This window comes from Kitasatospora sp. NPDC041917, from assembly GCF_055589745.1.
The window spans coordinates 34,051-59,508 of sequence record NZ_JBVJBI010000040.1 but is presented as its reverse complement, the minus strand read 5'-3'; the positions used below and the strand labels follow the sequence as shown (position 1 = coordinate 59,508).

Sequence of the window (25,458 nt, the reverse complement as noted above, 5' to 3'; positions counted from 1 at the left end):
CGGCCGCCGTCAGCCGCGCACCACCGCCCAGTCCACCGCCGCGGACGGCACCCCGGCCCGCTCGGACGCCGGGTCCGCGAGCAGTCCGCGCGCCAGCGAACCCACCGGCAGGGCCGGGGTGGTGGCGGCCAGCACCCTGCCCTCGCCGTCGAGCAGCGCCGCGTCGCCTGACAGCGCCCGCAGCGGGGGCACCAGCAGCCGCTCCAGCACTGCCAGCGGGACGTCCCCGGCCACCACCCCGACGAAGCCCGCACCCGGGACGACCACCGGCCGGGCGCAGCACAGCACGTACCGGTCGGCACAGAGCAGGTCGACCTGCGGCCCGGCCACCGCGGCCCGCCCCTCGTCCCGGGGCCGGGCGAACCAGGGCAGCACCCGGTAGTCGTAGAACTCGGCGTCCGCCGGGTCGAGCGCGAGCCGCAACCGCCGCTCCCCCGCCCCGCGCGCACCGCGGTACCACCACTCCACGTGCAGGTCGGCGTCGGCGAGCGCGCCGGGTGCCACGACCGCTCCGCAGCCGAACCAGCGCGAGCCGGGCCGCGCCAGCAACTCGCTCACCACCCCGTGCACCACGGCGAGTTCGGCCACGGCGGGCCGGCGCCCCTCGGCGGCCGCCCGGGCCCAGCAGCCCGCCGCGGCCGCCCGCAGGCCGTCCAGTTCGGCGAGCACCGCGTCGACGGCGGCGGCGACCTGCCGGGCGCACCGCTCGACGGCGGCAGGGTCACCGGCGGCGGGCCCGCCCAGGACGGGCCCGCCGGCGGCGGACTCACCGGCAACCGGCACACCGGCGGATCGGGCCACGGGCAGGGTGGTGCTGAACGCGCTGGTCATGACGGCTCCGGCGGCGAGGGAGGGATCCGGGAACGGTGGCGCGGCCCCGGCTCAGCCGTCGTCCGCCAACTCCAGGTGCCGCCGGACCAGATGGTGCACGCAGGCCACGGCGTGCGTCTCGGCGGCGGCCCGGGCGCCGGCCGCGTCGCCGGCCAGCACGGCGACCAGGATCTCCCGGTGCTGCTCGGCGAAGCGCTCCTGGTCCGGCCCGTGCGGGGCGGGCAGCCAGAGCAGCGGGCCCAGTTCGGCCTGGAGCCGGACGGCGAGCTGGGTGAGCCGCACCGACTGCGCGGCGACGGCGAGTTCGATGTGGAAGCGGGCGTCGGCGCGGCGCTGCTCGGCGGGCCCGGCGGCGTCGCGCAGGTCGTGCACCAGTCGGGTGAGCCGGGGGCCGAGGTCGGCCGGGGCGCGCTCGGCGGCGAGCCGGGCGGCGGTGCCGAAGACGGCCAGCTCCTCGTCGCCGAGGTCGCGCAGGTCGACGGTGGCGAGGTCGCGCAGCCGGGCGAGCTGGAGGTGTTCGGAGCCCTCGGCGGGGATGCGGACGAAGCTGCCGCCGTTGCGGCCGCGCCGGGTCTCGATCAGTCCGGCCTCGCGGAGCAGGGCGAGGGCCTCGCGGACGGTGCCGTTGGCGACGCCGAGCTGGTCGGCCAGGTCGTTCTCGCTGGGCAGCTGGTCCCCGTCGGCGACCAGTCCGAGGGCGATCGCCTCGGTGATCCGGCGGGCCACCGCGTCGGCGCGGCCGAGGTCGGCGAGCGGCGCGAGGACGGCACTGAGCAGCGGGGTCGCACTGCCGATGGTCGTCACGCCGTTCCCCTCCCCGATCGCCGTCGCCGGATCCTCGCCGGATCACTGCCCGATCACTGCCCGACCGGATGTTTCCCGCAGGGTACCTCCAGGTCCGACGCGCACTCTTGCCCCTAGAAACTCAATCTCGTATGTTTTCCCGCAACCTCGGCCCGAGCCGCACCCCGCAGTGCTCCCCCACGCATCACGACACGTTCCCAGGAGCAGGTCATGACCGATGCCAGTGCACGTGCCACCGTCCACTCCCCCGACCCGGACGCCGAACGGCTGGCCGCCCTCGGCTACACCTCCGAGTTCAAGCGCGACATGAGCCTCTGGGCGAACTTCTCGCTCGGCTTCACCTATCTCTCCCCCGTCGTTGGCGTGTACACACTCTTCGCCACCTCACTTCAGACCGCCGGGCCGCCGATGGTCTGGAGCTTCCTGATCGCGGGCCTCGGCCAGCTGCTGGTGGCCCTGGTGTTCAGCGAGGTGGTCGCCCAGTTCCCGGTGGCCGGCGGGGTGTACCCGTGGGCGCGCCGGCTCTGGGGCCGCACCTGGGGCTGGCTGACCGGCTGGACCTACCTGCTGGCACTGATGTCCACCATCGCGGCCGTCTCCTACGGCGCCGGCCCGTACGTGGCCGCCCTGCTGGGCGTCGAGCCGAGCACCGCGACGACCGTCTGGTGCGCACTGGGCCTGCTGGCGCTCGCCACCGTGATCAACCTCGGCGGCACCCGGGTGCTGTCGGCGGCGGCCGTGTTCGGCTTCGCCGCCGAGTTGCTCGGCGCCCTGGCGGTCGGCGCCTGGCTGCTGCTGACGCACCGCTACCACGGCCTCGGCGTGGTCCTCGACCGCTTCGGCGCGGGCGGCGACGGCGACTACGCCGACGCCTTCCTGGCCGCCGGGCTGATCGCGGTCTTCCTGTTCTTCGGCTTCGAGGCCTGCGGCGACGTCGCCGAGGAGGTGCCGGACCCGGGTCGACAGATCCCCAAGTCGATGCGGCGCACCATCTACGTGGGCGGCGCTGCGGCGATCGGGGTCAGCCTGGCCCTGGTGATGTCGATCCAGGACATCGGCGCGGTGGTCTCCGGCGACGACAAGGATCCGGTCGCCAAGGTGCTGCACGACGCCTTCGGCGCGGTCGGCGCCCGGGTGGTGATCGGCGTGGTGCTGATCTCCTTCCTGTCCTGCGTGCTCAGCCTCCAGGCGGCGGCGAGCCGGCTCGCCTACTCCTTCGCCCGGGACCGGATGATCGTGGGCAGCCGGCTGCTGGCCACCGTCTCGGACCGGCTGCGGGTGCCGCCGTACGCGCTGCTGCTCGCCGCGGCGCTGCCCGGTGTGATCATCGTGGGTGCCTCGGCGCTCTCCGAGGGTGCCCTCACGAAGATCATCTCCTTCTCCAGCATCGGCATCTACCTGGCCTTCCAGATGGTGGTGCTGGCCGCCCTGCGGGCCCGGCTGCGCGGCTGGCGCCCGAGCGGGGACTTCCGGCTCGGCCGCTGGGGCCTGGCGGTGAACATCGGCGCGCTGGTCTACGGCGTCGCCGCGATCGTCAACATCTGCTGGGGCCGCACCCCGGACGCCGCCTGGTACGACAACTACCTCGTGCTGCTCTCGGCGGTGGTCGTGCTCGCGGCCGGCGGCCTCTACCTCCTGCTGGCCCGCCCGCACCTGCGCGGCGACGCCCCCTCGGGCGACGCGACGGCCGCGCCCGGGGCCACCTCCGCCGAACCGGCCCGGGGGCGGGCATGACCGGACTCCCGCTGGACGGCGTCCTGGTCGCCGACTTCGGCCGGGTGCTCGCCGCGCCCTACCTGACCATGCTGCTGGCCGACCTCGGCGCCGACGTGATCAAGGTCGAGCAGCCCGGCACCGGCGACGACACCCGCGCCTGGGGCCCGCCGCACGCCCAGGGCGAGGCCACCTACTTCCTCTCCGTCAACCGCAACAAGCGCTCCCTCACCCTCGACCTGCGCGAACCGGCCGACCATGCCCGCGCCGTCGAACTCATCCGCCGCGCCGACGTGCTGGTGGAGAACTTCCGCCCCGGCACGATGGCCCGCCACGGCCTCGACCCCGACCGCGCCCAGGCCCTCAACCCGCGGCTCGTCTACTGCTCGATCACCGGCTTCGGCCCCGGCAAGGGCGCCGAACTGCCCGGCTACGACCTGCTGGTGCAGGCCGTCGGCGGTCTGATGTCGGTGACCGGCCCGGCCCCCGGCGAACCGGTGAAGACCGGCGTCGCACTGGTGGACGTGCTGACCGGGCTGCACGCGGCGGTCGGCGTGCTGGCCGCACTGCGCGAGCGCGAGACCACCGGCCGGGGCCAGCTGGTGGAGCTGAACCTGCTCTCCACGCTGCTCTCCGGCCTGGTCAACCAGTCCGCCGGCTACACCCTGGCCGGCGCGGTGCCGGGCATCCTCGGCAACCGCCACCCGTCCATCGCCCCCTACGAGGTGTTCACCGCCGCCGACCGCCCGCTGGTCGTCGCGGTCGGCAACGACCGGCAGTTCGCCGCGCTCTGCCGGGGCGTGGGCGCCCCCGAGCTGGCCGCCGACCCCCGCTTCGCCTCCAACTCCGACCGGGTCGCGCACGTCACCGTGCTGGCCCGCGAGCTCACCGCCCGGCTCGAACGCCGCACCGCCGCCGAGTGGTTCGCGGTGCTCACCCCGCTCGGCGTGCCCTGCGGCCCGGTCAACGACCTGGCCGAGGCCTTCGACCTCGCCGACTCGCTCGGCCTGCGGCCCCGGGCGCCGCTGCCCGGCCCGGACGGCCGCCCGCTGGACCTGGTCGCCAACCCGATCGGCCTCTCCCGCACCCCGCCCCGCTACCAGTTGCCCCCGCCCCGGCTCGGCGAGCACACCGCCGAACTCACCGCCTGGCTGGACACCCCGCACGACCGGCCTCCGCACGGCGGGTCTCCCTACGAGCAGCCTCCGCACGACCGGCCTCCGCACGGCGGGTCTCCCTACGAGCAGCCTCCGCACGACCGGCCGCCGCACAACCCTCCCCCGCACGACCAGGACTTCGAGGACCGCCCATGAGCACCCCGCACGGCACCGGCACCGCCATGTCCGACCCGCTCGACCTGATCGACTTCGCCACCCTCCTCACCGAGGAGGAGCGCGAGATCCAGGCCACCGTCGCCCGGTTCCTCGCCGACCGGGTCCGCCCGCACCTGCCGGAGTGGTTCGACAACGCCCACTTCGCCCGCGAACTCGCCCCCGAACTCGGTGCGTTGGGCCTGCTCGGGATGCACCTGGAGGGCTACGGCTGCGCCGGCACCAACGCCGTCTCCTACGGCCTGGCCTGCCTCGAACTGGAGGCCGCCGACTCGGGCTTGCGCAGCTTCGTCTCGGTCCAGGGCTCGCTCTCGATGTACTCGATCCACCGGTGGGGCTCGGAGGAGCAGAAGCAGGAGTGGCTGCCCGGGCTCGCCGCCGGCACCGCGATCGGCTGCTTCGGCCTCACCGAGCCGGACTTCGGCAGCAACCCGGCCGGGATGCGCACCCGCGCGGTGCGCGACGGCTCGGACTGGATCCTCGACGGCACCAAGACGTGGATCACCAACGGCGGCATCGCGGACGTCGCCACCGTCTGGGCGAACACCGAGGACGGCGTGCGCGGCTTCCTGGTGCCGCGCGGCACGCCCGGCTTCACCACCCGCGACATCGGGCGGAAGCTGTCGCTGCCCGCCTCGGTCACCTCCGAGCTGCACCTGGACGGCGTCCGGCTGCCCGCCGAGGCCCGACTGCCGGGCGCGAAGGGGCTGCGCGGCCCGCTGTCCTGCCTGAACGAGGCGCGGTTCGGCATCCTGTTCGGCGCGGTCGGCGCGGGCCGGGACTCGCTCCAGGCGGCGCTGCGGTACGCGGACTCGCGGGTCCAGTTCGACCGGCCGATCAGCGGTTTCCAGCTGACCCAGCGCAAGTTCGCCGACATGGCGCTCGCGCTCGGCAACTCCGCGCTGCTGGCCGTCCACCTCGGCCGGCTCAAGGACGGCGGGCGGCTGCGGCCCGAGCAGGTCAGCGTCGGCAAGCTCAACAACGTGCGGGAGGCGCTGGCGATCGCCCGCGAGTGCCGCACGGTCCTCGGGGCCAACGGCATCTCGCTGGAGTACTCGCCGATCCGGCACGCCAACAACCTGGAGTCGGTGCTGACCTACGAGGGCACCAGCGAGATCCACACGCTGGTGGTCGGCCAGGCGCTCACCGGGCAGGCGGCCTACCGGTAGGGACACCCCGGGCGCGCCCCCTCCCCGGGCCGCGCCGAGGCCCGCGTCCGGCTTGTCCAGAGCCGGGCGCGGGCCGCCCCGTTCCCACCCGGTGCCGATGCCCGTGGCGCCGGGTGGAGTCTCTCCGGGGAGTCCGGTCAGACCGCGACCGTCTCCTCCATCTCCTCCTCGGCCTCCTGCGGCGTTTCCACCGGACGGCGCCCACGCCCCTCGTACATGGCCGCGGCCACCAGGGCGGCCCCGCCGAGCAGCAGCCAGACCAGCAGGGTCACGACGTGCCCGCCGAGGCCCGCGCCGCCGTCGAAGTACATGATGCTGCGAGCGCCCTCCAGGAAGCCCGCGCCCGTCCAGAAGCCGTGCAGGCCTCCGAAGAATCCGTTCTGCAGTTCGGGCCGGTAGATGCCGCCGGAGGAGGTGAAGTTCAGCATCACGAACAGCACCATCAGGGCCAGCGTGGTCCACTTCTTCAGGAAGCTGTGCAGGCCGATGCCGATCAGCACGATGCCCGCCGAGTAGAGCCAGCCGAGCGCCCAGATCGCCGCGCAGTCGTGGTCGACCACGTGGAAGACCGGCCCGGCGGTGACGATCCCGATCACGCTGACCACCAGCGAGACGGCCACTCCGACCAGTGCCCGGATCTTCACACTCAGCCCCGCGCCGGCCGCGCCGATCGCCGCGACGCTGGCGTAGGAGCCGATGCTCAGCGCGACCAGCAGGAAAAACAGGCCCTGTCCGGTCGGGTCGCCCTTGGCCGGGGTGGTCAGGTCGGTCACGTGCAGCGGCACGCCCTGCCTGTCGGTGACGTTGGTGAACACCGCGGTGGCGGCCACCACGGAGGTGTCCGAGTTGCCCTTGGCGACGATCAGTTCGGGGCTCTTGGCGTCCGGGACGAAGGCGCCCACCAGGTCCCGGTCGCGCAGTTGCTGCTCGGCGGCGGCCCGGTCGTCCACGGTGCGGACGTCGAGCGCGTCCCCGGCCTTGCCCTGGATCGCCTGCGCCAGGCCCTGCGCCTGCGGCGTGGTGCCGACCACGGCCACCTTGAGGTGGTGCGGCTCGGGCTGGTGGAAGGCGCCCTGGTAGGCGAGCGCCATGCCCAGGCACATCAGCAGCGGGGTGATCAGGTGGGTGGCCAGGTGCTTGAGCGAGTGCCCCAGGGTGGGCGCTGCGGCGGGGTTCCGGGGTGTGCTCATGGCGTTCGTACCGTCCTCCGGTGGTGTTCTCTCGATGAGGAGAAGGTGGGAAATGCAACCAATGCAGGTGGTAAATGCAACCATCTATCGATGCAGCTTACAACTATCCGACATCATTCGGAAGCCCGGCCGCCGACCGGCCACCGCCCGGCCGGCGACCGACCGGCGGCCAGGCCCTGCCCGGGGCGACCGTCAGCCCAGCTCGAACACCCCGTACGAGAACCCGTCCGCCCGCAGCTCCCCGTCCACCAGCCGCACGCCCTGCACCTCCAGCGGCCGGACACCCCGCGCCCACCGGTCACCCTCCGGCAGACCCGGCAGCCGTACGGACGCCGGCTCCCGGCCCGGGTTGACCGCCACCAGGTACCGCCCGGCCCGGGTGTACACCAGCGGGTAGCCGGCGTGGCGGACCTCCAGCCCACCGGCCGCACCCAGCCCCGGGTGCGCCCGGCGCAGTGCGATCAGCCGCCGCACGGTGTGCAGCAGCGAGGTCGGGTCGGCGCGCTGGGAGAGCACGTCCGGGCGGTGCGGGTCCGGGTCCACCGGCAGGTACAGCCGCTCGGGCGGGGCGCTGGAGAAGCCCGCGGTCGGGCCGGGCGTCCACTGCATCGGGGTGCGCGAGCCGGCCCGGTTGAACCGCGGGCCGAGCACGCTGCCCTCGGTGTCGGGCAGGCCCGGCAGGTAGCGCATACCGATCTCGTCGCCGTAGTAGACGGCCGGGAGGGTGGGCCAGGTGAGCAGGAAGGCGAAGGCCGGGGCGAGTTGCTCCGCGCCGCGCGGGCCGGTGGCCAGGCGGGAGAAGTCGTGGTTGGCGGTGGGCAGCACGATGTGCCCGCCGCCCTCGGTGAGTTCGGCCGCCGAGCGCCAGGCGTCCAGGAAGGGCTGCGGGGTGCCGCGGCCCTCGGCCTCGAAGTAGCAGGCCTCCTGGTGCCAGAACTCCTCGACCGTCCCGCCGTTGTTGTTCCAGAGCGAGCGCAGCGGCAGGCCGTGGTCCTCCCCGCCGAAGTGCAGGAAGAAGTCCGCATGGAAGCCCGCCGCGACGGCGGCGGCCGGGTCGCCCCACTCGGCGAGCAGGGCGGCCTCGGGGTGGCCGCGGTCCAGCCAGTCGCGCAGCTCGGTCCAGAGCTTGGCGGTCTCCACCTTGCCCGGGTCGTCCTTGACCAGCGAGTACGCCATGTCCACCCGGAAGCCGGACACCCCGAGGCCGAGCCAGTGCGCCATGATCGCGCGCAGCGCCGCCCGGTTGGCGCGCGGGCCGTCCGCGTCCACCGCCTGCCGCCAGGGCTCCTCCGAACTGCTGCGCGCATAGCCGAAGTTGAGCGCCGGCTGACAGTCGAAGAAGTTCGGCCGGTACCAGCCGGGGCGGCTGCCGGGCGAGGCCACGAAACCGTCCACCGGGCGGTCGGACCAGATGTAGCGGTGGTCGGACGGGTCCTCGGCGGAGGCCAGGAACCAGGGGTGGCGGTCGGAGGTGTGCCCGGCCACCAGGTCCAGCAGGACCCGGACTCCCCTGCGGCGGGCGGCCTCGACCAGGGCCACCAGGTCATCGGTGCCGCCGTAGCGCGGGGCGGGGGCGAGGTAGTCGGTGACGTCGTACCCGGCGTCGCGGAACGGCGAGGCGAAGCAGGGGTTGAGCCAGACGGTGTCGATGCCGAGCCAGGCGAGGTGGTCCAGGTGCCCGGCGATGCCGGCGAAGTCGCCGATGCCGTCGCCGTCGGAGTCGGCGAAGCTCTGCGGGTAGATCTGGTACAGCACGGCGTCGGCGAGCCAGTCGGGGCCGGGGCGGGTCGAGGTCATGGGGGGTTCCTCCTGCCGGGGTCCGGGGGCCCGGGGCTGGCCGGGCGGGGCTGAGCCGGGACGGGCTCGGCCGGGGCCGAGCCGGGTGCCCCCGATTCTCGTCCAATCCCGGCCGTCCCGACAGCCCGCCTCGCCCCGTCACCGCCTTCTTCACGGGGCCCGCACCCGCGCCGCCTTCTTCACGGGACCCGCGGCGACGGCGCCCCCTACGAGGCCGCCGCCGCGCAGGCCGACGTGAACGCCCGGGCCCGCCGGGTGATCTCCGCCCAGTCCCCCGCCGCGACCACGTCCGGCGGCACCACGTCCGTCCCCGCGCAGACCGCGAGCGCGCCGTGCGCCAGGAACTCGGCGGCGTTGCCCGCGTTCACCCCGCCGGAGGCCACCAGCGGCACGTCGGGGTAGGGGCCGCGCAGGTCCTTGAAGTAGCCGGGGCCGAAGGCCCGGGCCGGGAAGATCTTGACGGCGACGGCGCCGAGGTCCACCGCGTGCGCGACCTCGGTCGGGGTGAGCGCCCCGAGCACCACCGGCACCCCGGCGGCGGCCGCCGCCTCGGCGACCTCGGGCCGGCAGCCGGGGGTGACCAGGAAGGCCGCCCCCGCCTCGACCCCGCGCCGGGCCTGCTCCGCGGTCAGCACCGTCCCGAGGCCGACCCGCCAGCCGGCCTTCGAAGCCTTCAGTAGATGGTCCGTCACATTCGGTGTGGTGCAGGTGAATTCGGTGAGGTTGATGCCTCCCTCGGCGAGGGCGGCGCAGAGCGCGGCGGCGTCCGGGATCCGGGGTGCGCGGACCACCGCGATCACCGGTTCGTCGCGCAGGAAGGAGCAGCCGGTAGCGGCGGCGGAACCGGTCGCGGAGAGATCGGCGGTCGCGGACGGACCCGTCTCGGACGGACCGGCCGGGGCCGGGAGATCGGTCGGGGCGGAGAGCTCGGTCATATGGCCAGGGTTCCTCGATCGGTGCGGCGCAGGGCGCGCCCGGGGCGGGCGCCGGTGGTGCGACCCTGCCGGACGACGGCGGTGCCGTTGACGTACACGTACTCGATGCCCTCGGCGGGCAGCCGGGGGCGCTCGAAGGTGGCGGCGTCCCGGACCTTCCCGGGGTCGAGGAGCACCAGGTCGGCGTGGTGGCCGGGGGCGATCCGGCCGCGCCGGTCCAGCCCCAGCCGGGCTGCCGGGCGGCCGGTCATCCGGGCGATCGTCTCCTCCAGCGTCAGCACGCCCAACTCCCGGCTGTAGTGGCCGAGGTAGCGGGGGAAGGTGCCCCAGGCCCGCGGGTGCGGCCGGGCCCCGACCAGCAGTCCGTCGCTGCCGACGGTGTGGGCGGGGTGGCGCATGATGGCCCGGACGTTCTCCTCGTGCCCGACGTGCTGGAGGATCGTGGTGGAGAGTTCGTCCCGGCGCAGCAGGTCCAGGAACACCTCGGTGCCGGTCCGTTCCTCCTCCTCGGCCAGTTCCGCGACGGTGCGGCCGACCGCGCCGTCGAGCGCGGCCGAGCGGACGCCGGAGATCTGGATCGTCGTCCAGTCGGTGACCACGCCGTGGCAGCCGTCGCTGCCCTTCTCCTCCACCTCGTACCGGATCCTCGCGCACTGCGCGGGGTCGGCGAGCCGTGCCAGCGTCGCGGCCGGGCCGCCCTCGGTGGCCCAACTCGGCAGCAGGGCGGCCAGGGTGGTGGATCCGGGCAGGTAGGGGTAGCTGTCCAGGGTGAGGTCGACGCCGTCGGCGAGCGCCCGGTCGAGAAGCTCCAGCAGCTCGCCGGCCCGGCCCCGGTTGACCCCGAAGTTCATCGTGGCGTGGGTCAGGTGCAGCGCGCAGCCGCTCCGCCGGGCGATCTCCACCATCTCCGCGTAGCCCTCCAACGCCCCGGCGCCGTAGGAGCGTTGGTGCGGGGCGTGGAAGCCGCCGTAGGCCGCGACGACGGTGCACAGCTCGATCAGCTCGGCGGTGTCGGCGTACATCCCGGGGGTGTAGCTGAGGCCGCTGGACATGCCGACCGCGCCGTCCAGCAGGCTCTTCGCCAGCACCTGCCGCATCCGGTCGAGTTCGCCCGGGGTGGGCGGACGGTCGGCCCAGCCCATGGCGAGCATCCGCAGCGTTCCGTGCGGGACGAGGTAGCAGGCGTTGACGGCCGTTCCGGTGCGGTCGATCCGGTCCAGGTAGCCGGCGACGTCCCGCCAGTCCCAGTCGAAGCCGTCCGGATCGCCGTTCCAGCCCGCTGTCTGGCGGCGCAGCGCGGGCAGCGTGACGTCGTCCACCGGGGCGTAGGACAGGCCGTCCTGGCCGAGGACCTCGCAGGTGACGCCCTGGGTGACCTTGGCCGGGTGCTCGGGTTCGAGCAGCAGGGCGAGGTCGGAGTGGGCGTGCATGTCGATGAAGCCGGGGGCCAGCACCAGGCCGTCGGCGTCGACCTGGTCGGGCGCGTCGAGGCCCTCGCCGATCTCGGTGATCAGACCGTCGGCGATCCGGACGTCGGCCCGGTAGCGCTCCGCGCCGGTGCCGTCCACCACGGTGGCGCCCCGGAAGACCGTCGCGCCGCCGCCGTCCCGCCCACCCCTGGCGACCGTTCTCTCCCCGGGCATCAGAAGAACGTCCTGACCAGGCCGGTGACCTTCGGCTCGGCCGCGTCCGCGGAGTCCAGCACCGGGATCGCCGTCCACTTGTCGAAGGCGGTGCACGGGTGCGAGACGCCCAGCCGCAGCACCGCGCCGATCGGCGCGAGGTCGCCCGCGTCGCGCAGGAAGGCGTGCTGGTCGTTGAGCGCGGTGATCCGCGCCGCCGTTCCGGTCAACTCCACTCCGCCGCGCACCCGTTGCGGCTCGGGCAGGCCCTCGTCGAAGGGCAGGTCGCGCTTGCCGGCGTCCAGCAGCGCGAGCTGCGGCTCGGGCCGGGACACCACCCGGGCCCAGCCGTGCAGCGCACCGCGGAACGGCGTCCGCCCACCGTCCCGGGCGAGCGGCGAGATGCCGCGGTAGAAGCCGTCGTCGTGGGCGATGTACGCGCCCGAGCGCAGCACCGTGAACGCCTCCGGCAGGTCCGCCAGCTCCTCGACCACCAGGTCGAAGTAGGCGCTGCCGCCGGCCGAGACCACCGGCCGGGTGCCGTCCGGGTAGGCGCTCGCCAGCCGGCCGTGCAGGTCGCCCAGCTCCCGCAGGTAGCGGCGGACGGCGGCGAGTCCCTCGGCCGAGGCGTCGTGCGCGATCGCGCCCTCGTACCCGCCGACGCCCGCCAGGCGCAGGGTGGGGGCGCGCAGCACGGCGGCGGCGACCTCGACGGCAGCGTCCACGCCGCGGGCGCCGGTCCGTCCGCCGGGGCCGCCGAGCTCGACCAGCACCTCGACCGGCCGCTCGGCGCCGGCGGCGCGCAGCGCCTCGTCCATCAGCCGGACGCTCTCGGTGGAGTCGACCCAGGACAGGAAGGCGAAGTCCGGGTCGGCGGCGAGTTCGTCGGCGAGCCAGGCGAGGCCGGCCGGGTCGAGCAGGGTGTTGGCGAGCAGGATGCGCTGCACCCCGAAGGCCCGGGCGACCCGCACCTGGGGCAGGTTGGCGAGGGTGATGCCGTGGCTGCCGGCGTCGAGCTGCGCCTGCCAGAGGGCGGGCGCCATGGTGGTCTTGCCGTGCGGGGCGAGCGCGACGCCCGCCTTGGCGCACCAGTCGGCCATGGTGCGGACGTTGTGGTCGACGGCGGCGCCGTCGAGGGTGAGCATCGGGGTGCCGAGCGAGGAGAGGGTGGGGCCGGTGACGAGCCATTCCCGGGTGCTGCGGCCCCACGACTGCGGTGGAGCGGCCTTGAACCGCCAGTCGAGCGGTTCGTCGGCCAGGGCGGCCACCGCGCCACGGGCGATGCCCGGTCCGGTGACACTGCTTGCGAAGGTCTGCTCCACCGTGTTCCTCCATCCGCACAGGTTGCAACATGCGCAACGAGGGTTGCACATGCTGGCAACACGGTTCTAGCATCGGCGCCGGATCAAGGTCAACGGACCCGACTCCCGGTCAACGGGGTCGGCTCACGTGAGCGCTCTCGGACGACGCGGCACTCACACGCTCACACGCAGCGGAGTCGGCCCGGTGGGCCCGCTCTCGACGGAACGGCCGCAGACGAGGAGCCCCGCACATGCCGCGACAGGACACCCAGGGCCCGACCCGCCCCGGTCCTCCCCCGACGGCCGTGTGCGTGGGCGAGTCGATGGCCGTCCTGCTGCCGGACCGCCCGGGCCCGCTGGAGTCGGTGGAGAGCTTCCGGCTCTCGGTCGGCGGAGCGGAGTCCAACGTGGCGGGCGCACTGGCCGCCCACGGCGTGCCGACCGCCTGGATCAGCCGGGTCGGCGACGACGGCTTCGGCCGCCGGCTGCTCGCCGAGGTGGCCGCCCGCGGCGTGGACGTCTCGGCGGTCGCGGTCGACCCGCACCGCCCGACCGGCCTCTACCTCAAGGAGGTCGGCGGAAGCACCGGCGACCACCACGACCTCGGGCCCGGCCGCAGCAGGCTGCACTACCACCGGCGCGGCTCCGCGGCCGCCGCGCTCTCCCCCGACCTGCTCGCCGACCCGGCCGCCGCCGCCCTGCTGGCCGGCGCCCGGCTGCTCCACCTGTCCGGGATCACCGCCGCGCTCTCCGACGACTGCCTCGCCCTGCTGCGCGCCCTGCTCGCCGACCGCCGCCCGCACCGCCTGGTCAGCTTCGACCTCAACTGGCGCCCCTCGCTCTGGCGCGAGCGCGACCCGGCCGTGCTGCCGCCGCTGCTGAACGCCGCCGACCTGCTGCTGCTCGGCGCCGACGAGGCCGAGGCCGCCTTCGGCACCGGCGACCCGGCCGCCCTGCGCCGCCGCTTCCCCGCCCCGGCCACCCTCGTGGTCAAGGACGCCGCCCGCCAGGTGACCGCCCTGGAACGGGACGGCACGGCGGTCACCGAGCCGGCCCTCGCGGTCGAGGTGGTCGAGGCGACCGGCGCGGGCGACGCCTTCGCGGCCGGCTACCTGGCCGGCACCGTCCGGGGCCTGGACCAGCGGCGCCGGCTGCGGCTCGGCCACCTGAGCGCCGCCTGCGCGCTGACCGCCCACGGCGACCAGGCCGAGCTGCCGGACGCCGCCGTGGTGGCCGCGCTGCTCGACGCCTCCCCCGCCCAGTGGGCCGCCACCCGGGTCACCGCGGAGGGCATCACCGGCCCGGCCCTGCCCACCGACGGCGCGCGCCCCGCCGACCGCACACCGTCCGCCGGACCGCCACCGTCCGCCGACCGGGCCCGGGCACAATGAGCGGGAACCCCGGCCCTCGAAGCGGAGCACGATGAGTCAGACCGTCACCCGCGCCCTGCGCATCCTCGCCGAGCTCGGCGAGGGCGAGCGTTCCCTCGACCAGCTCGCCGAGGTGCTCGGCGTCCACAAGACGACCGTCCTCCGACTGCTCCAGAGCCTCGAAGAGGAACGATTCGTCTATCGCGACGCGAGCTACCGCTACCACCTGGGCGCCGGCCTCTTCGCACTCTCCGGCCTGGCCCTGGAGCAGCGCGGCGTGCGCCGGATCGCCGCCCCGCACCTGGCCGAGCTGAACGCCGCCACCGGCCAGACCGTGCACCTGGCCGCCTACGAGGGCGGCGAGGTGGTCTACATCGACAAGTTCGACTCCCGCCACCCGGTGCGGATGTACTCCCGGATCGGCCTGCGCGCCGCCCTGCACAGCGCCGCCGTCTCCAAGGTGCTGCTCGCCGACCTGCCGCTGCCCGAGCGGCGCCGGGTGGTGGCCGGGATCGACTTCACCCCGCACACCGCGCGTACCCTGACCACCCCCGAGGCCCTGCTCGCCGAGCTGGAGAAGGTCGCCGCCCAGGGCTGGGCGCAGGACCACGCCGAGCACGAGGCCTTCATCAACTGCGTGGCCGCGCCCGTCCGGGACGCCAGCGGCCGGGTGGTGGCCGCCGCCTCGATCTCCGTTCCGGACGTCGTCCTGCCGTACGAGCAGGTGCTGGACCTGCTCCCGCAGCTGCTCGCCACCACCCGCGCCGTCTCGGCCGACTGCGGCCGCCCCGACCACAACTGACGAACCGTCGACACAGTTAAGGAATCCGAATCCCATGACCTCCGAGCACCTCCGGAACGGCGAGAAGACCGAGATCCGCACCGACGGCGCCCCCGCTCCCGCCTGGATGTTCTCCCAGGGCGTCCGCAAGGGTCCGATCCTCCAGGTCTCCGGCCAGGGCCCGCAGGACCCGGCCACCGGCGAGTACCTGCACCACGGCGACGTGAAGGCGCAGACCCGCCGCACCCTGGAGAACGTCAAGGCCATCGTCGAGGCCGGCGGCGCCACCGTCGAGGACGTGGTGATGTTCCGCGTCTACCTGACCAAGCGCGCCGACTTCCCGCTGATGAACGAGGTCTACGCCGAGTTCATCGACGAGAACATCAAGCCCGGCGGCGTGAAGCCGTGCCGCACCACCGTCTTCGTCGAGCTGCCGCAGGAGCCGATGCTGGTCGAGATCGACGCCCAGGCCGTCGTCGGCTGACGCACCGCCGCACCGAAGGGCCCGGACGCCGCAGTCGCGTCCGGGCCCTTCGCCCGTCCGGCGGCCTGCTTGCCACACCCCCACCCGCACATTAGGTTAGGCTCACCTAATTAACTGGAGGTCCGTCCATGAGCCTGCCCACCGGCGACACCGAGGTCCCCGAGCCCACCACCGCCGAACGGATCCACAGCCTGCTCGGCACGACCTCCTCACTCACCGTCCGCGCCCTCGGCGAGCACCACCACCTGAACACCCCGGTCTCCGTGCACGGCTCCCGGCTGCGCCTGCGCACCGCCCTGGACGACCCGCTCACCACGGCCGTCATCGGCGCCGCCGACGGTCTCGCCGTCGTCCTCGACGTCACCGACAACGCCCCCGTCGCCGTCCGCGACCGGGTCCGCGCCCGCCTCACCCTGGCCGGCCGGCTCCACCTGGCCCACCTCGCCGACGACGGCCTCGGCGTGCACCTGCGGGTGGACATCGCCCACGCCGTCCTCGCCACCCCGTACGGCACCGGCGCGATCACCGCCGCCGACCTCGCGCTCGCCGGCCCCGACCCGCTGGCCCGGCACGAGGCCGCGCTGCTCACCCACTTCGCCGACGACCACGCCGAGGCGCTCGACGTCCTGACCCGGCTGCTCGACCCGGCCGTGCTCACCCACGACCCCGAGGTCCGCCCGCTCGCCCTGGACCGCTACGGCCTGGTGCTGCGCCTGGACCACCCGCACGGCCACCGCGACGTCCGCCTGGTCTTCCCCGAACCGGCCCGGGACACCGAGGACTTCGGCCACCGGATGCACGCGCTGCTGGCCGCCGCCCAGTACGGCCTGCCGGTCCACCGGCGCTGAACCCGGCGCACCGCGAGCGCCGGCCGGTCACCCCTCGACCGCGCCCCAGCACCACCCGCCCGGTCACCGCTCGACCGCGTCCTCCAGCACCACCCGCCCGATCCGCGCGTACAGCTCCGGCCGCCAACGGCGCACCGCCAGCGCCAGCCCGACCCCGCCCGCGAACACCCCGATCACCAGGTACGGGATCAGCCGGAACAGCAGCGTGTGCGCCGCCGCCCCGGCCGCGGCGTCCTTGTTGAGCACCAGCAGCACCACCACCCCGGCCATCGCCACCCCGCCCACCAGCGGTGCGGCCAGCGTCCGGAACCAGTGCGCGGTCTCCGGGTGCCGCCCCCGCACGTGGAAGTACCCGACCACGGCGAAGGAGCAGAGCGTCTGCACGACCAGGATCGCCATCGTCCCGAGCAGCGCCAGCAGCGTGTACAGGTGCACGTACGGGTCCATCCCGGCCGCCAGGAACCCCGCCACCAGCCCCACCGCGATCACCGACTGCACCACCGAGGCGACGTGCGGCGAACCGTGCCGCGCATGGGTGCGGCCGAGCGCCGGGTGCAGCAGCCCCTCCCGGCCGATCGCGTACAGGTACCGGGCCGCGCACTGGTGGAAGGCCATCGCGCAGGCGAACGAGCCGGTGACGACCAGCCATTGGAACACCTTCACCGCCCAGGCCCCCAGGTGCGCGCCGAGCGGGTCGAAGAACAGGCTGTTGCCGTCCTTGCCCGGCACGGCGCCGCTCGCCACCGCGACCGCCCGCCCGACGCCGTTGCCGGACACGATCATCCAGGACACGAAGACGTAGAGCAGCCCGACACCGATCACCGACACCAGCGTCGCCCGCGGCACCACCCGCTTGGGGTCGCGGGACTCCTCGCCGTACATCGCGGTGGACTCGAATCCCACCCAGGACCAGAACGCGAAGAACAGGCCGAGCCCGGCCGCCGCCGCGCCCGAACCCCCCACCCCCCTCAGCGCGTTCAGCGGGTTCACGGCCTCGACCACGATCCCGTCCGGCCCGCCGCCGGAGAACAGCACCGCGAACGAGACCGCCCCCAGCACCCCGATCTCCAGCACCAGCGCGACCCCGAGCACCTTGGCCGTCAGGTGCAGGTCGAACCAGGCCATCACCCCGATCACCGTCGCCCCGAACAGCGCGTACCAGCCCCAGCCCAGGTCCACCCCCAGCTGCGAACGGACCAGTCCGCGCAGCGAGTACGCGAAGAAGCCGAGGGCCGAGGCCTCGGTGACGACGTACGCCAGCACCGCGAGCAGCCCCGAGGCCATCCCGACCACCCGGCCCAGCCCGTGCGAGACGTAGCCGTAGAACGCGCCGGCCGCGGTGATGTGCCGGGCCATCGCCACGTACCCGACCGAGAACACCGTCAGCACCACGGTCGCCACGATGTACGCGGCGGGCGCGCCGGCGCCGTTGCCCTGCCCGACGATGATCGGCAGGTTGCCCGTCATCGCGGTGATCGGGGCGGCGGTGGCGAGTGCCATGAACACCACGCCGACCAGGCCGACCGAGTCCGCCTTCAGCCGGTCGACGCCGCCCGTCCCCGGCCGCTCCCGCCCGGCCCTCTCCCCCGCCACGTCCCCGCTCCGGACCGCCATCCGGCCTCCTCGCCTCCCGGACCCGCCCGACCGCCGGACCGGCCGGACGCTGACCGTCCGACAGCATGGCGCGCCGGAGCAGCCCAGCGATCGGGCCGACGGCCCGCCGGAGCAGTCGAGTTGACGCCACGTTCGACCGGTCGAACGACGCTCCGGAACCCGCCGGACGGCCGGGGCACGACCGGACGGGCCCGGAAACGGCAGCGGCCGGCCCGGCCGCACGAGGAGGTCCTCGTACGGCCGGGCCGGCCTGGGCGTGTCCCGCGCCCATGTCCGCCGTGCGGCGATCACCCGGTCGAGCGGTCACCCGACATGACCATCCCGGAGGATCGATTCGCCCCGCAGCAGCGGTGGTTCCGAAAACCCTCGGGGCTCAGCGGCCCCGGGTCAGAGCGCGACGCCGTGCGCGCGCAGGTAGGCGACCGGGTTGATGTCCGAGCCGTACTCCGAGCCGTTGCGGATCTCGAAGTGCAGGTGCGGGCCCGTCACGTTGCCGGTGGCGCCGGAGAGGCCGATCTGCTGGCCGACGGTGACGGCCTGACCGATCCTCACGCCGATCGAGGAGAGGTGCGCGTACTCGGCGTAGTGGCCGTCGGCGAGCTTGATCTCGACCTCGTTGCCGTAGGCGCCGCCGTTGCCGGCCTTGACCACGACGCCGTTGGCGACGGCGCGCAGCGGGGTGCCGGTGGAGGCGACGAAGTCCTGGCCGGTGTGGTGGCCGGAGGCCCACATCGAGCCGGCCACGCCGTAGGCGGTGCCGAGCTTCGGGTTGGCCAGCGGGGCGACGAAGCCGGAGGTGGCGGCGGCGACCGGAGTGGCGGTCACGACCGCGGCCGGAGCGGCGACCTGCAGCTGGGTCTGGAGCTGGGCGGAGGGCTTGGCGGCCTCGGTCTTCACCTGGACCTGGGCCTGCGGCTTGGCGGCCTGGGTCGCCGGAGCGGCCGGCTGGGCGGGCTTCGCCGGGGCGGCCGGCTTGGCCGGGGCGGCGTCGGCGGCCGGCGCGGCGGCGTGGCCCGACAGCGCGAGCTGCTGGCCCGGGAAGATCAGGTTCGGGTTGGCACCGACGACCGAGCGGTTCTGCTCGTACAGCGCGTGCCAGCCGCCCTCGACGTTCTTGGCGTCGGCGATCTTGGACAGGGTGTCGCCGCTGACGACGCGGTAGCTCTCCTGCGCGGCCGGGGTGGCCGGGGCAGCGGCCGGCGCGGCCGACTTGGCGTCCGTGGAGGCGGCGGCCTGCGCGGCCGGGGCGGCCGGAACGGTGTGGGCCTGGGCGCTCACCGCGGTGACGAGCGGGAGGGCGAAGGAGACACCGGTGACGGCGGTCGCGATGCCGATACGGGCGGCGCGGGGCAGGGCGATACGACGAGCCTGAGCAGGCATGGAATTTTCCTCTCCGACGCCTGCGAGGTGAGCTGTCGGGTTCGGGCTGGAGTTGCCCGGCCGCATGCGCGGCTTCACCCCTAGCCGGTCCTGGACGCCCGCGCCCTGAGGCGCGAACTCCGGTCCGGCGACTTACCTGTGGGTCCCCCGCTCCTGCCGTACAGAGTTCGTTTCGAACCACCGGGCAGCGGCAGGACTCGGCGTTCCACCCGGTGGATCCGTCCGGACTGGCCGGGCGGTCGCTGAACTAAAACCCATCCGTTCGGGTGAAGCAATGTCGATCTCTTGAAAGGGCAACCATCTCCCCCGTTCCGGTGACCCTCCGCAGACCGGGCCCCACGGTGCGTACACAACCCATTCACCCCCCGCCACTGATCCACGACCCTGCGCCGAGATCGGCGACGGACCGCAGTCACCCGTTCACGCACCGCCGACCGTCAACACACCCACCGGTGACCCTTGTCACGTGCGCCCCGGCAGCGCAGGATTCGCCCGTGGCCACCTCCGAGGCCGGCACCCTGCGCCTGGGCACCGCGCAGGGTCGCTGGGTACTACTGGCGACCGTGCTCGGCTCCAGCATGGCGATGCTCGACGGCACCGTGGTGAACGTCGCCCTGCCCCGGATCGGCGCCGACCTCGGCGCCTCCCTGGCGTCCCTGCAATGGACTCTGAACGCCTATCTGCTCACCCTGGCGGGCCTGATCCTGCTCGGCGGCGCGCTCGGCGACCGGTACGGGCGGCGCAAGGTCTTCCTGATCGGCGTGGTCTGGTTCGCCATCGCCTCCGCGGCCTGCGCCGCGGCGCCGAACATCCACGTGCTGATCGCCGCCCGCGCCGTCCAGGGCATCGGCGGGGCGCTGCTCACCCCCGGCTCGCTCGCCATGCTCCAGGCCGTCTTCCACCCCGACGACCGCTCGGCCGCGGTCGGGCTCTGGTCCGGCCTCGGCGGGGTGTCCGCCGCGATCGGCCCCTTCCTCGGCGGCTGGCTGGTGGACGGCCCCGGCTGGCGCTGGATCTTCCTGTTGAACCTGCCGCTCGCCGCCGCCGTGATCGCGGTGACCACCCGGTCGGTGCCGGAGACCCGGGACGAGGCCGCCACCGGCCGCTTCGACGTGCTCGGCGCCGTGCTCGCCGCCCTCGCGCTCGGCGCGATCACCTACGCGCTGACCGCGGCGGGCGAGGGCCTGTCCCCGGCGGTCTGGGTCAGCGGGGTGATCGGGGTGGTGCTCGGCGTCGCCTTCGTGGCCGTCGAGCGCCGGGCGCCCGAACCGATGCTGCCGCTCGGGCTGTTCTCCTCCCGGCTGTTCACCGCGGTGAACCTGGTCACCCTGTGCGTGTACGCGGCGTTCAGCGGCGTCTTCTTCCTGCTGGTGGTGCAGCTCCAGATCGTGTCCGGGTTCTCGCCGCTGGTCTCGGGCTTCGCCCTGGTGCCGATCACCGTGCTGATGCTGGCGCTGTCCGCGCGCGCCGGGCGCCTCGGCAAACGGATCGGCCCGCGCGTCCCGCTGACCGTCGGCCCCCTGCTGTGCGCCGCCGGGGTGCTGCTGATGCTGCGCATCGGCCCCGGCTCCTCGTACTGGGTGGACGTGCTGCCCGCCGTCACGGTGATGGGCTGCGGGATGACGCTGCTGGTCGCGCCGCTGACGGCGACCGTGCTGGCCGCCGTCGAGGTCCGGCACGCCGGCATCGCCAGCGGGGTCAACAACGCCGCCGCCCGCGCGGCCGGCCTGCTCGCGGTGGCCGCCCTGCCGGCGCTGGCCGGGCTGAGCGGCGACGCCTACCGGGTGCCCGCCGCAGTCGACTCCGCCTTCCACACCGCGATGCTGATCTGCGCGGGCCTCCTGGTGGCCGGCGGGCTGATCGCCTCCGCGACCGTACGGGGCAATGTGCTCGCCCCCGAGGAGCAGCCGGTGGCCGAGCCGAACTGCGACTGGCCGTGCGGACCGACCGCCCCGCCGCTCGACCCCGGCCACGTCCCCACGACGCGCGAGGGCCCCGCCACCGGTCCGGCGGCAGGGCCCTCGACTCTGAACTGACCGAGCGTCAGAGGATGTCGGCCGGCGCGTACTTGGCGGCCTCCGGGTAGGCGGCCGCGACGGCCTCCACCTGGCGGACGACCTCGGCGACCTGGGCACCGGCCGCGCCGGTGAAGGACAGCCGGTCGGCCAGCAGCGCGTCCAGCGCGGCCCGGTCCAGCGGGATCCGCTCGTCGGCGGCCAGCCGGTCCAGCAGCTCGTTCTCCCGGGCGCCCGCACGCATCGCCAGCGCGGAGGCGACGGCGTGCTCCTTGATGACCTCGTGCCCGGTCTCCCGGCCGACGCCCGCGCGCACCGCGCCCATCAGCACCTTCGTGGTGGCGAGGAACGGCAGGTAACGGTCCAGCTCGGCCTCGATCACGGCGGGGAAGGCGCCGAACTCGTCGAGGACGGTCAGGAAGGTCTCCAGCAGGCCGTCGAAGGCGAAGAACGCGTCCGGCAGCGCGACCCGGCGCACCACCGAGCAGGAGACGTCGCCCTCGTTCCACTGGTCGCCGGCCAGCTCGCCGGTCATCGAGGCGTAGCCGCGCAGGATGACGGCCAGGCCGTTGACGCGCTCGCAGGAGCGGGTGTTCATCTTGTGGGGCATCGCGGAGGAGCCGACCTGGCCCTCCTTGAAGCCCTCCGTGACCAGCTCGTGGCCGGCCATCAGGCGGATGGTCTTGGCCAGGCTGGACGGCGCGGCGGCCAGCTGGACGAGGGCGGTGAGCACCTCGAAGTCCAGCGAGCGCGGGTAGACCTGGCCGACGCTGGTCAGCACGTTCTCGAAGCCGAGGTGCCCGGCGACCCGGCGCTCCAGCTCGGCCAGCTTGTCGGTGTCGCCGCCGAGCAGGTCCAGCATGTCCTGGGCGGTGCCGACCGGGCCCTTGATCCCGCGCAGCGGGTAGCGGGCGATCAGCTCCTCCAGGCGGCGGAAGGCGACCAGCAGCTCGTCGGTGATCGACGCGAACCGCTTGCCCAGGGTGGTGGCCTGCGCGGCCACGTTGTGCGAGCGGCCGGCCATGACCAGCTCGGAGTGCTGGGCGGACAGCTTGGCCAGACGCACCAGGACGGCCACCGTGCGGTCGCGCACGTGCTCCAGGGACTGGCGGATCTGGAGCTGCTCGACGTTCTCGGTCAGGTCCCGGGAGGTCATTCCCTTGTGGATCTGCTCGTGCCCGGCGAGGTCGCTGAACTCCTCGATCCGGGCCTTGACGTCGTGGCGGGTGACCCGCTCACGGGCGGCGATCGAGCCGAGGTCGACCTGGTCGATCACCCGCTCGTAGTCGGCGACGGCGGTGGCCGGCACCTCGACGCCGAGGTCCTGCTGGGCCTTCAGGACGGCGAGCCACAGGTGGCGCTCGAGGACCACCTTGTGCTCGGGGGACCACAGCTGGGCCAGGGTCGCCGAGGCGTACCGGGAGGCCAGGACATTGGGGATCTGGGGCTTCGCGCTCACGCTTCGCAAGAGTAACAGCCGAGGTCACGCCGAACGTCGGCGGCCGGGGTAGGATGGGTCAATTGAGCGCCTTTCAGATGGCGCACCGCAACCTTCTCACCGCAAGGATACCACACCGATGAGCGAACATCCAGCGGCCGCGGGAAACCCCGGCGACGCCCTCGCCACGGCCCTGCGCACCGAGCAGGCCCGCCTCACCCGGCTCTACTCCCGGCTCGACACGGTGCGCGAACGGGCCCGCCGCGTCGCCGACGGCGCCCACGACGGAGCCACCCCCGGCGGCACCCACCAGGCCCGGCTGGAACGCGAGGTGCGCGCCCGCGAGGCCGCCCGCCACGCGGCCCGGCTGGACGCGGTCGAACGCGGCCTGTGCTTCGGCCGCCTCGACGAGCGCGACGGCACCGTCCACTACATCGGCCGCACCGGCCTGACCGACGACGCGTACGAACCGCTGCTGCTCGACTGGCGCACCCCGGCCGCCCGCCCCTTCTACACCGCGACCCCCGCCCGTCCGGGCCCGGTCGTGCGCCGCCGCCACCTGCACACCCGGGGCCGCACCCTCACCGGTCTGGACGACGAGGCGCTCGACCTCGCCGGGCTGGACGAGTCCGGCCGGCGCGGCCTGGTCGGCGAGGCCGCACTGCTCGCCGCCCTCGGCCGCGAGCGCACCGGCCGGATGGGCACCGCCGTCGCCACCATCCAGGCCGAGCAGGACCGGGTGATCCGCTCCCCGCTGCCCGGCGCCCTGGTGGTCCAGGGCGGCCCCGGCACCGGCAAGACGCTGGCCGCCCTGCACCGCGCCGCCTACCTGCTGTTCACCCACCGCGCCGCACTGGAGCGCCGGGGCGTGCTGGTGATCGGCCCCAACCCCGGCTTCCTGCGGTACATCGACCAGGTGCTGCCCGCCCTCGGCGAGACCGAGGTGGTGCTGCGCACCGTCGGCGAGCTCCTCCCCGGCGTCACCGCCACCCGCACCGACGCGCCCGCCACCGCCCTGGCCAAGGGCGGCCCCTGGATGGCCGGGGTGCTCCGCCGCGCCCTGGCCGCCCACCAGACGGCCCCCGACGACGGCCTGGACCTCGGCGACGGGCTGCGGGTCTCCGCCCGGGCCTGCGCCGAGGCCCGGGACGCCGCCCGCGGCCTGCGGCTGCCGCACAACCGGGCCCGCCGCTTCTACCTGAGCACCCTGCTCGACGCCCTCGCCATCGCCCAGGCACTCACCCTCGGCCGCCCGTACGACGACGAGGAGGCCCACTACGCCCCGCGCGAGCTGTGGGAACGGCCGGACGTCCGCGCCGCGCTCGACCCGCTCTGGCCCCGGCTCACCGCCCGGCAACTGATCGAACGACTGCTCACCGACCGAGAGTTGCTCACCGAGACGGCCCCCGACCAGGCATCCGCCCTGCTCCGCCCGCCCGGCTCGGGCTGGACGGTCGAGGACGTCCCACTGCTCGACGAGGCCGCCGAACTCCTCGGCACGACAGGGGAATCCACCCCGACCGACGACGACCCGGACGAACTCGCCTTCGCCCAGGGCGTGCTGACCATCACCGGGCAGACCGACGACGCCCTGCTGGACTCCGCCGCCCTCGCCGAGCGCTTCCGTGACAACGGCCCGTACCGCTCCACCGCCGAACGCGCCGCCGCCGACCGCACCTGGGCGTACGGCCACGTCGTCGTGGACGAGGCCCAGGAGCTGTCCGCGATGGCCTGGCGCGCCGTCCTGCGGCGCGTCCCGACCAGCTCGCTCACCATCGTGGGAGACCTCGCCCAGACCGGATCGCCCGCCGGCGCCCGCAGTTGGGCCGACATGCTCGACCCGCACCTGCCCGGCCGCTGGCGCGAGGAACGGCTGACCGTCAACTACCGCACGCCGGAGCCCGTCATGGCCCTCGCCACCGCCGTGCTGCGCACCGCCCTGCCCGACCACCGGCCGCCCGGGTCCATCCGCCCGGGCACCGAGCGGCCCCGCGCCGTCCCCGTCCCGGACGGCGACTTCGCCGCGGCGCTCACCCGGCTGCCCGGCGGCCCGGGCACCCTGGGCGTGATCGCCCCGGCCACCCTGGCGGCCGAGCTGGACGCGCTCACCGTCGCGGACGCCAAGGGGCTGGAGTTCGACGCGGTGGTCGTCGTCGAGCCGGCCGGACTCGCCCCGCGCGACCTCTACGTCGCCCTGACCCGGACCACCCGCTCACTCAGCCTGCTCCACCACCGGCCGCTGCCACCGGAACTCGCCGGGCTGCTCTGACCGGGACGGCGCGCGGGCGGCGCGGGCGGCGCGTTCTCTTCTGCGCGCGCTACTGCGCGCCGCCCGTACGGCCGGCCAGCACCGGCAGCACCTGGGCGCAGATGGAGTGCAGCGCGATCCGCTGCTCGTCGTCCATCGCCTCGAAGGCCTGGTGGGTCCGGGCCATCTCGCCGCGGATGCGGTTGAGGATCTCCCGGCCCTCGGCCGTGATCACCACGATCTTCACCCGGCGGTCCCCGGCCGCCGCCTCCCGGTTGGCCAGACCCAGCGACTCCAGCCGGTCCACGATCCCGGTGACGTTCGACGCGTCGCAGCCCAGCCGGCCGGCCAGCGCCCGCATCGGCACCGGCTCCTGCACCGCGCCCAGCGCCTTGGCCTGCGAGGAGGAGAGCCCGTGCCGGGCCGCGGCCGCCGCGAAGTCCTGGAAGTACGCGGCACCGACGGCGGCCAACGCCTCCATCAACTCGGCGTTGGTCGGTACGGTCGTCGTCGCTGTCGAACCCATGGGGCCAGCGTACGGCCAGGTGCTTCAGTATCTCAAGCTTTGACCAGGGCAACCGTCGACG

General features: G+C 74.4%; 20 protein-coding genes and 1 riboswitch. Of the genes, 9 read left to right on the top strand and 11 right to left on the bottom strand.

Going from position 1 to position 25,458, the window contains the following annotated elements; translation table 11 throughout:
• Positions 1–9: 9 nt before the first annotated feature.
• Both ACZ6EM_RS32880 and ACZ6EM_RS32875 read right to left on the bottom strand, forming a co-directional pair.
• A complete protein-coding gene (locus tag ACZ6EM_RS32880) occupies positions 10–831 on the bottom strand; it encodes a cache domain-containing protein (RefSeq protein ID WP_401048898.1) in 822 nt (273 codons plus the stop codon).
• Between the two features lie 51 nt (positions 832–882).
• The gene (locus ACZ6EM_RS32875; protein ID WP_401048900.1) at positions 883–1,635 is read right to left on the bottom strand and encodes a FadR/GntR family transcriptional regulator; all 753 of its coding nucleotides are present in this window, start codon (positions 1,633–1,635) and stop codon (positions 883–885) included.
• Positions 1,636–1,845: 210 nt separating this feature from the next.
• Between ACZ6EM_RS32875 and ACZ6EM_RS32870 the strand changes: the two genes are divergently transcribed.
• The 3 genes from ACZ6EM_RS32870 to ACZ6EM_RS32860 are packed head-to-tail and all read left to right on the top strand — an operon-like array spanning position 1,846 to position 5,848.
• A complete protein-coding gene (locus ACZ6EM_RS32870; protein ID WP_401048902.1) occupies positions 1,846–3,369 on the top strand; it encodes an APC family permease in 1,524 nt (507 codons plus the stop codon).
• Positions 3,366–4,661 carry a CaiB/BaiF CoA transferase family protein gene (locus ACZ6EM_RS32865; RefSeq protein ID WP_465773965.1) on the top strand — a complete coding sequence of 432 codons (1,296 nt, stop codon included), beginning with the start codon at positions 3,366–3,368 and terminating at the stop codon, positions 4,659–4,661. Before ACZ6EM_RS32870 ends, ACZ6EM_RS32865 begins: the two co-directional genes overlap by 4 nt.
• A 26-nt stretch (positions 4,662–4,687) precedes the next feature.
• Positions 4,688–5,848 (top strand): acyl-CoA dehydrogenase family protein, encoded by a 1,161-nt coding sequence (locus ACZ6EM_RS32860; RefSeq protein WP_465773974.1) that lies wholly within the window; start codon positions 4,688–4,690, stop codon positions 5,846–5,848.
• Positions 5,849–5,985: 137 nt separating this feature from the next.
• Here the strand turns inward: ACZ6EM_RS32860 and ACZ6EM_RS32855 are convergent, their stop codons facing one another.
• The 5 genes from ACZ6EM_RS32855 to ACZ6EM_RS32835 all read right to left on the bottom strand — a co-directional run bounded on the left by ACZ6EM_RS32855 (position 5,986) and on the right by ACZ6EM_RS32835 (position 12,714).
• Positions 5,986–7,038: an ABC transporter permease gene (locus tag ACZ6EM_RS32855; RefSeq protein ID WP_465773964.1), complete on the bottom strand. Its 1,053-nt coding sequence runs from the start codon at positions 7,036–7,038 to the stop codon at positions 5,986–5,988.
• A 192-nt stretch (positions 7,039–7,230) separates the two neighbouring features.
• Positions 7,231–8,835 carry an alpha-amylase family glycosyl hydrolase gene (locus ACZ6EM_RS32850; RefSeq protein WP_452178256.1) on the bottom strand — a complete coding sequence of 535 codons (1,605 nt, stop codon included), beginning with the start codon at positions 8,833–8,835 and terminating at the stop codon, positions 7,231–7,233.
• A 206-nt stretch (positions 8,836–9,041) separates the two neighbouring features.
• Positions 9,042–9,770 (bottom strand): bifunctional 4-hydroxy-2-oxoglutarate aldolase/2-dehydro-3-deoxy-phosphogluconate aldolase, encoded by a 729-nt coding sequence (locus ACZ6EM_RS32845; RefSeq protein ID WP_465773963.1) that lies wholly within the window; start codon positions 9,768–9,770, stop codon positions 9,042–9,044.
• Positions 9,767–11,413 carry an N-acyl-D-amino-acid deacylase family protein gene (locus ACZ6EM_RS32840; RefSeq protein WP_401048840.1) on the bottom strand — a complete coding sequence of 549 codons (1,647 nt, stop codon included), beginning with the start codon at positions 11,411–11,413 and terminating at the stop codon, positions 9,767–9,769. The genes ACZ6EM_RS32845 and ACZ6EM_RS32840 overlap by 4 nt, the downstream gene beginning before the upstream one ends.
• Positions 11,413–12,714: a type III PLP-dependent enzyme domain-containing protein gene (locus ACZ6EM_RS32835; protein WP_401048842.1), complete on the bottom strand. Its 1,302-nt coding sequence runs from the start codon at positions 12,712–12,714 to the stop codon at positions 11,413–11,415. The genes ACZ6EM_RS32840 and ACZ6EM_RS32835 overlap by 1 nt, the downstream gene beginning before the upstream one ends.
• A 230-nt stretch (positions 12,715–12,944) precedes the next feature.
• Here ACZ6EM_RS32835 and ACZ6EM_RS32830 point away from each other — a divergent pair, with 230 nt between their 5' ends.
• The 4 genes from ACZ6EM_RS32830 to ACZ6EM_RS32815 all read left to right on the top strand — a co-directional run bounded on the left by ACZ6EM_RS32830 (position 12,945) and on the right by ACZ6EM_RS32815 (position 16,176).
• Positions 12,945–14,084 carry a sugar kinase gene (locus ACZ6EM_RS32830; protein ID WP_401048843.1) on the top strand — a complete coding sequence of 380 codons (1,140 nt, stop codon included), beginning with the start codon at positions 12,945–12,947 and terminating at the stop codon, positions 14,082–14,084.
• 31 nt (positions 14,085–14,115) lie between these two features.
• Entirely contained in the window at positions 14,116–14,865 is a 750-nt protein-coding gene (locus tag ACZ6EM_RS32825; protein ID WP_359907796.1) for an IclR family transcriptional regulator, read from the top strand.
• Between the two features lie 34 nt (positions 14,866–14,899).
• Complete coding sequence (locus ACZ6EM_RS32820) at positions 14,900–15,328, top strand: RidA family protein (RefSeq protein ID WP_359907799.1); 429 nt, start codon at positions 14,900–14,902, stop codon at positions 15,326–15,328.
• A 128-nt stretch (positions 15,329–15,456) separates the two neighbouring features.
• Positions 15,457–16,176, top strand: a complete 720-nt coding sequence (locus tag ACZ6EM_RS32815) for a DUF2470 domain-containing protein (RefSeq protein WP_465773962.1) — start codon at positions 15,457–15,459, stop codon at positions 16,174–16,176.
• Between the two features lie 63 nt (positions 16,177–16,239).
• Here ACZ6EM_RS32815 and ACZ6EM_RS32810 read toward each other — a convergent pair whose 3' ends face one another.
• Together ACZ6EM_RS32810 and ACZ6EM_RS32805 are read right to left on the bottom strand one after the other, a co-directional pair.
• Positions 16,240–17,790 carry an APC family permease gene (locus ACZ6EM_RS32810; protein ID WP_465773961.1) on the bottom strand — a complete coding sequence of 517 codons (1,551 nt, stop codon included), beginning with the start codon at positions 17,788–17,790 and terminating at the stop codon, positions 16,240–16,242.
• A 387-nt stretch (positions 17,791–18,177) separates the two neighbouring features.
• Entirely contained in the window at positions 18,178–19,170 is a 993-nt protein-coding gene (locus ACZ6EM_RS32805; protein WP_380551407.1) for a M23 family metallopeptidase, read from the bottom strand.
• 2 nt (positions 19,171–19,172) lie between these two features.
• A riboswitch (cyclic di-AMP (ydaO/yuaA leader) is annotated at positions 19,173–19,310 on the bottom strand.
• Positions 19,311–19,664: 354 nt separating this feature from the next.
• Here ACZ6EM_RS32805 and ACZ6EM_RS32800 point away from each other — a divergent pair.
• Positions 19,665–21,206 (top strand): MFS transporter, encoded by a 1,542-nt coding sequence (locus ACZ6EM_RS32800; protein WP_465773960.1) that lies wholly within the window; start codon positions 19,665–19,667, stop codon positions 21,204–21,206.
• Positions 21,207–21,213: 7 nt separating this feature from the next.
• On the opposite strand, the gene purB is transcribed toward ACZ6EM_RS32800, so the two are convergent.
• Positions 21,214–22,653: an adenylosuccinate lyase gene (purB, locus tag ACZ6EM_RS32795; protein ID WP_359907812.1), complete on the bottom strand. Its 1,440-nt coding sequence runs from the start codon at positions 22,651–22,653 to the stop codon at positions 21,214–21,216.
• 109 nt (positions 22,654–22,762) lie between these two features.
• On the opposite strand from purB, the gene ACZ6EM_RS32790 reads away from it, so the two are divergent.
• Positions 22,763–24,892, top strand: a complete 2,130-nt coding sequence (locus ACZ6EM_RS32790) for a HelD family protein (protein ID WP_465773959.1) — start codon at positions 22,763–22,765, stop codon at positions 24,890–24,892.
• A 49-nt stretch (positions 24,893–24,941) separates the two neighbouring features.
• On the opposite strand, the gene ACZ6EM_RS32785 is transcribed toward ACZ6EM_RS32790, so the two are convergent.
• Entirely contained in the window at positions 24,942–25,397 is a 456-nt protein-coding gene (locus ACZ6EM_RS32785) for a MarR family winged helix-turn-helix transcriptional regulator (protein ID WP_359907818.1), read from the bottom strand.
• Positions 25,398–25,458 lie beyond the last annotated feature (61 nt).

What these genes read in the sequence shown, in the direction of transcription:
- ACZ6EM_RS32830 (WP_401048843.1), top strand. Translation starts at nt 12,945, where the DNA reads ATGCCGCGACAGGACACCCAGGGCCCGACCCGCCCCGGTCCTCCCCCG.
- ACZ6EM_RS32880 (WP_401048898.1), bottom strand. Translation starts at nt 831, where the DNA reads ATGACCAGCGCGTTCAGCACCACCCTGCCCGTGGCCCGATCCGCCGGT.
- ACZ6EM_RS32865 (WP_465773965.1), top strand. Translation starts at nt 3,366, where the DNA reads ATGACCGGACTCCCGCTGGACGGCGTCCTGGTCGCCGACTTCGGCCGG.
- ACZ6EM_RS32840 (WP_401048840.1), bottom strand. Translation starts at nt 11,413, where the DNA reads ATGCCCGGGGAGAGAACGGTCGCCAGGGGTGGGCGGGACGGCGGCGGC.
- ACZ6EM_RS32825 (WP_359907796.1), top strand. Translation starts at nt 14,116, where the DNA reads ATGAGTCAGACCGTCACCCGCGCCCTGCGCATCCTCGCCGAGCTCGGC.
- ACZ6EM_RS32805 (WP_380551407.1), bottom strand. Translation starts at nt 19,170, where the DNA reads ATGCCTGCTCAGGCTCGTCGTATCGCCCTGCCCCGCGCCGCCCGTATC.
- ACZ6EM_RS32870 (WP_401048902.1), top strand. Translation starts at nt 1,846, where the DNA reads ATGACCGATGCCAGTGCACGTGCCACCGTCCACTCCCCCGACCCGGAC.
- ACZ6EM_RS32860 (WP_465773974.1), top strand. Translation starts at nt 4,688, where the DNA reads ATGTCCGACCCGCTCGACCTGATCGACTTCGCCACCCTCCTCACCGAG.
- ACZ6EM_RS32850 (WP_452178256.1), bottom strand. Translation starts at nt 8,835, where the DNA reads ATGACCTCGACCCGCCCCGGCCCCGACTGGCTCGCCGACGCCGTGCTG.
- ACZ6EM_RS32790 (WP_465773959.1), top strand. Translation starts at nt 22,763, where the DNA reads ATGAGCGAACATCCAGCGGCCGCGGGAAACCCCGGCGACGCCCTCGCC.
- ACZ6EM_RS32820 (WP_359907799.1), top strand. Translation starts at nt 14,900, where the DNA reads ATGACCTCCGAGCACCTCCGGAACGGCGAGAAGACCGAGATCCGCACC.
- ACZ6EM_RS32855 (WP_465773964.1), bottom strand. Translation starts at nt 7,038, where the DNA reads ATGAGCACACCCCGGAACCCCGCCGCAGCGCCCACCCTGGGGCACTCG.
- ACZ6EM_RS32785 (WP_359907818.1), bottom strand. Translation starts at nt 25,397, where the DNA reads ATGGGTTCGACAGCGACGACGACCGTACCGACCAACGCCGAGTTGATG.
- ACZ6EM_RS32845 (WP_465773963.1), bottom strand. Translation starts at nt 9,770, where the DNA reads ATGACCGAGCTCTCCGCCCCGACCGATCTCCCGGCCCCGGCCGGTCCG.
- ACZ6EM_RS32815 (WP_465773962.1), top strand. Translation starts at nt 15,457, where the DNA reads ATGAGCCTGCCCACCGGCGACACCGAGGTCCCCGAGCCCACCACCGCC.
- ACZ6EM_RS32810 (WP_465773961.1), bottom strand. Translation starts at nt 17,790, where the DNA reads ATGGCGGTCCGGAGCGGGGACGTGGCGGGGGAGAGGGCCGGGCGGGAG.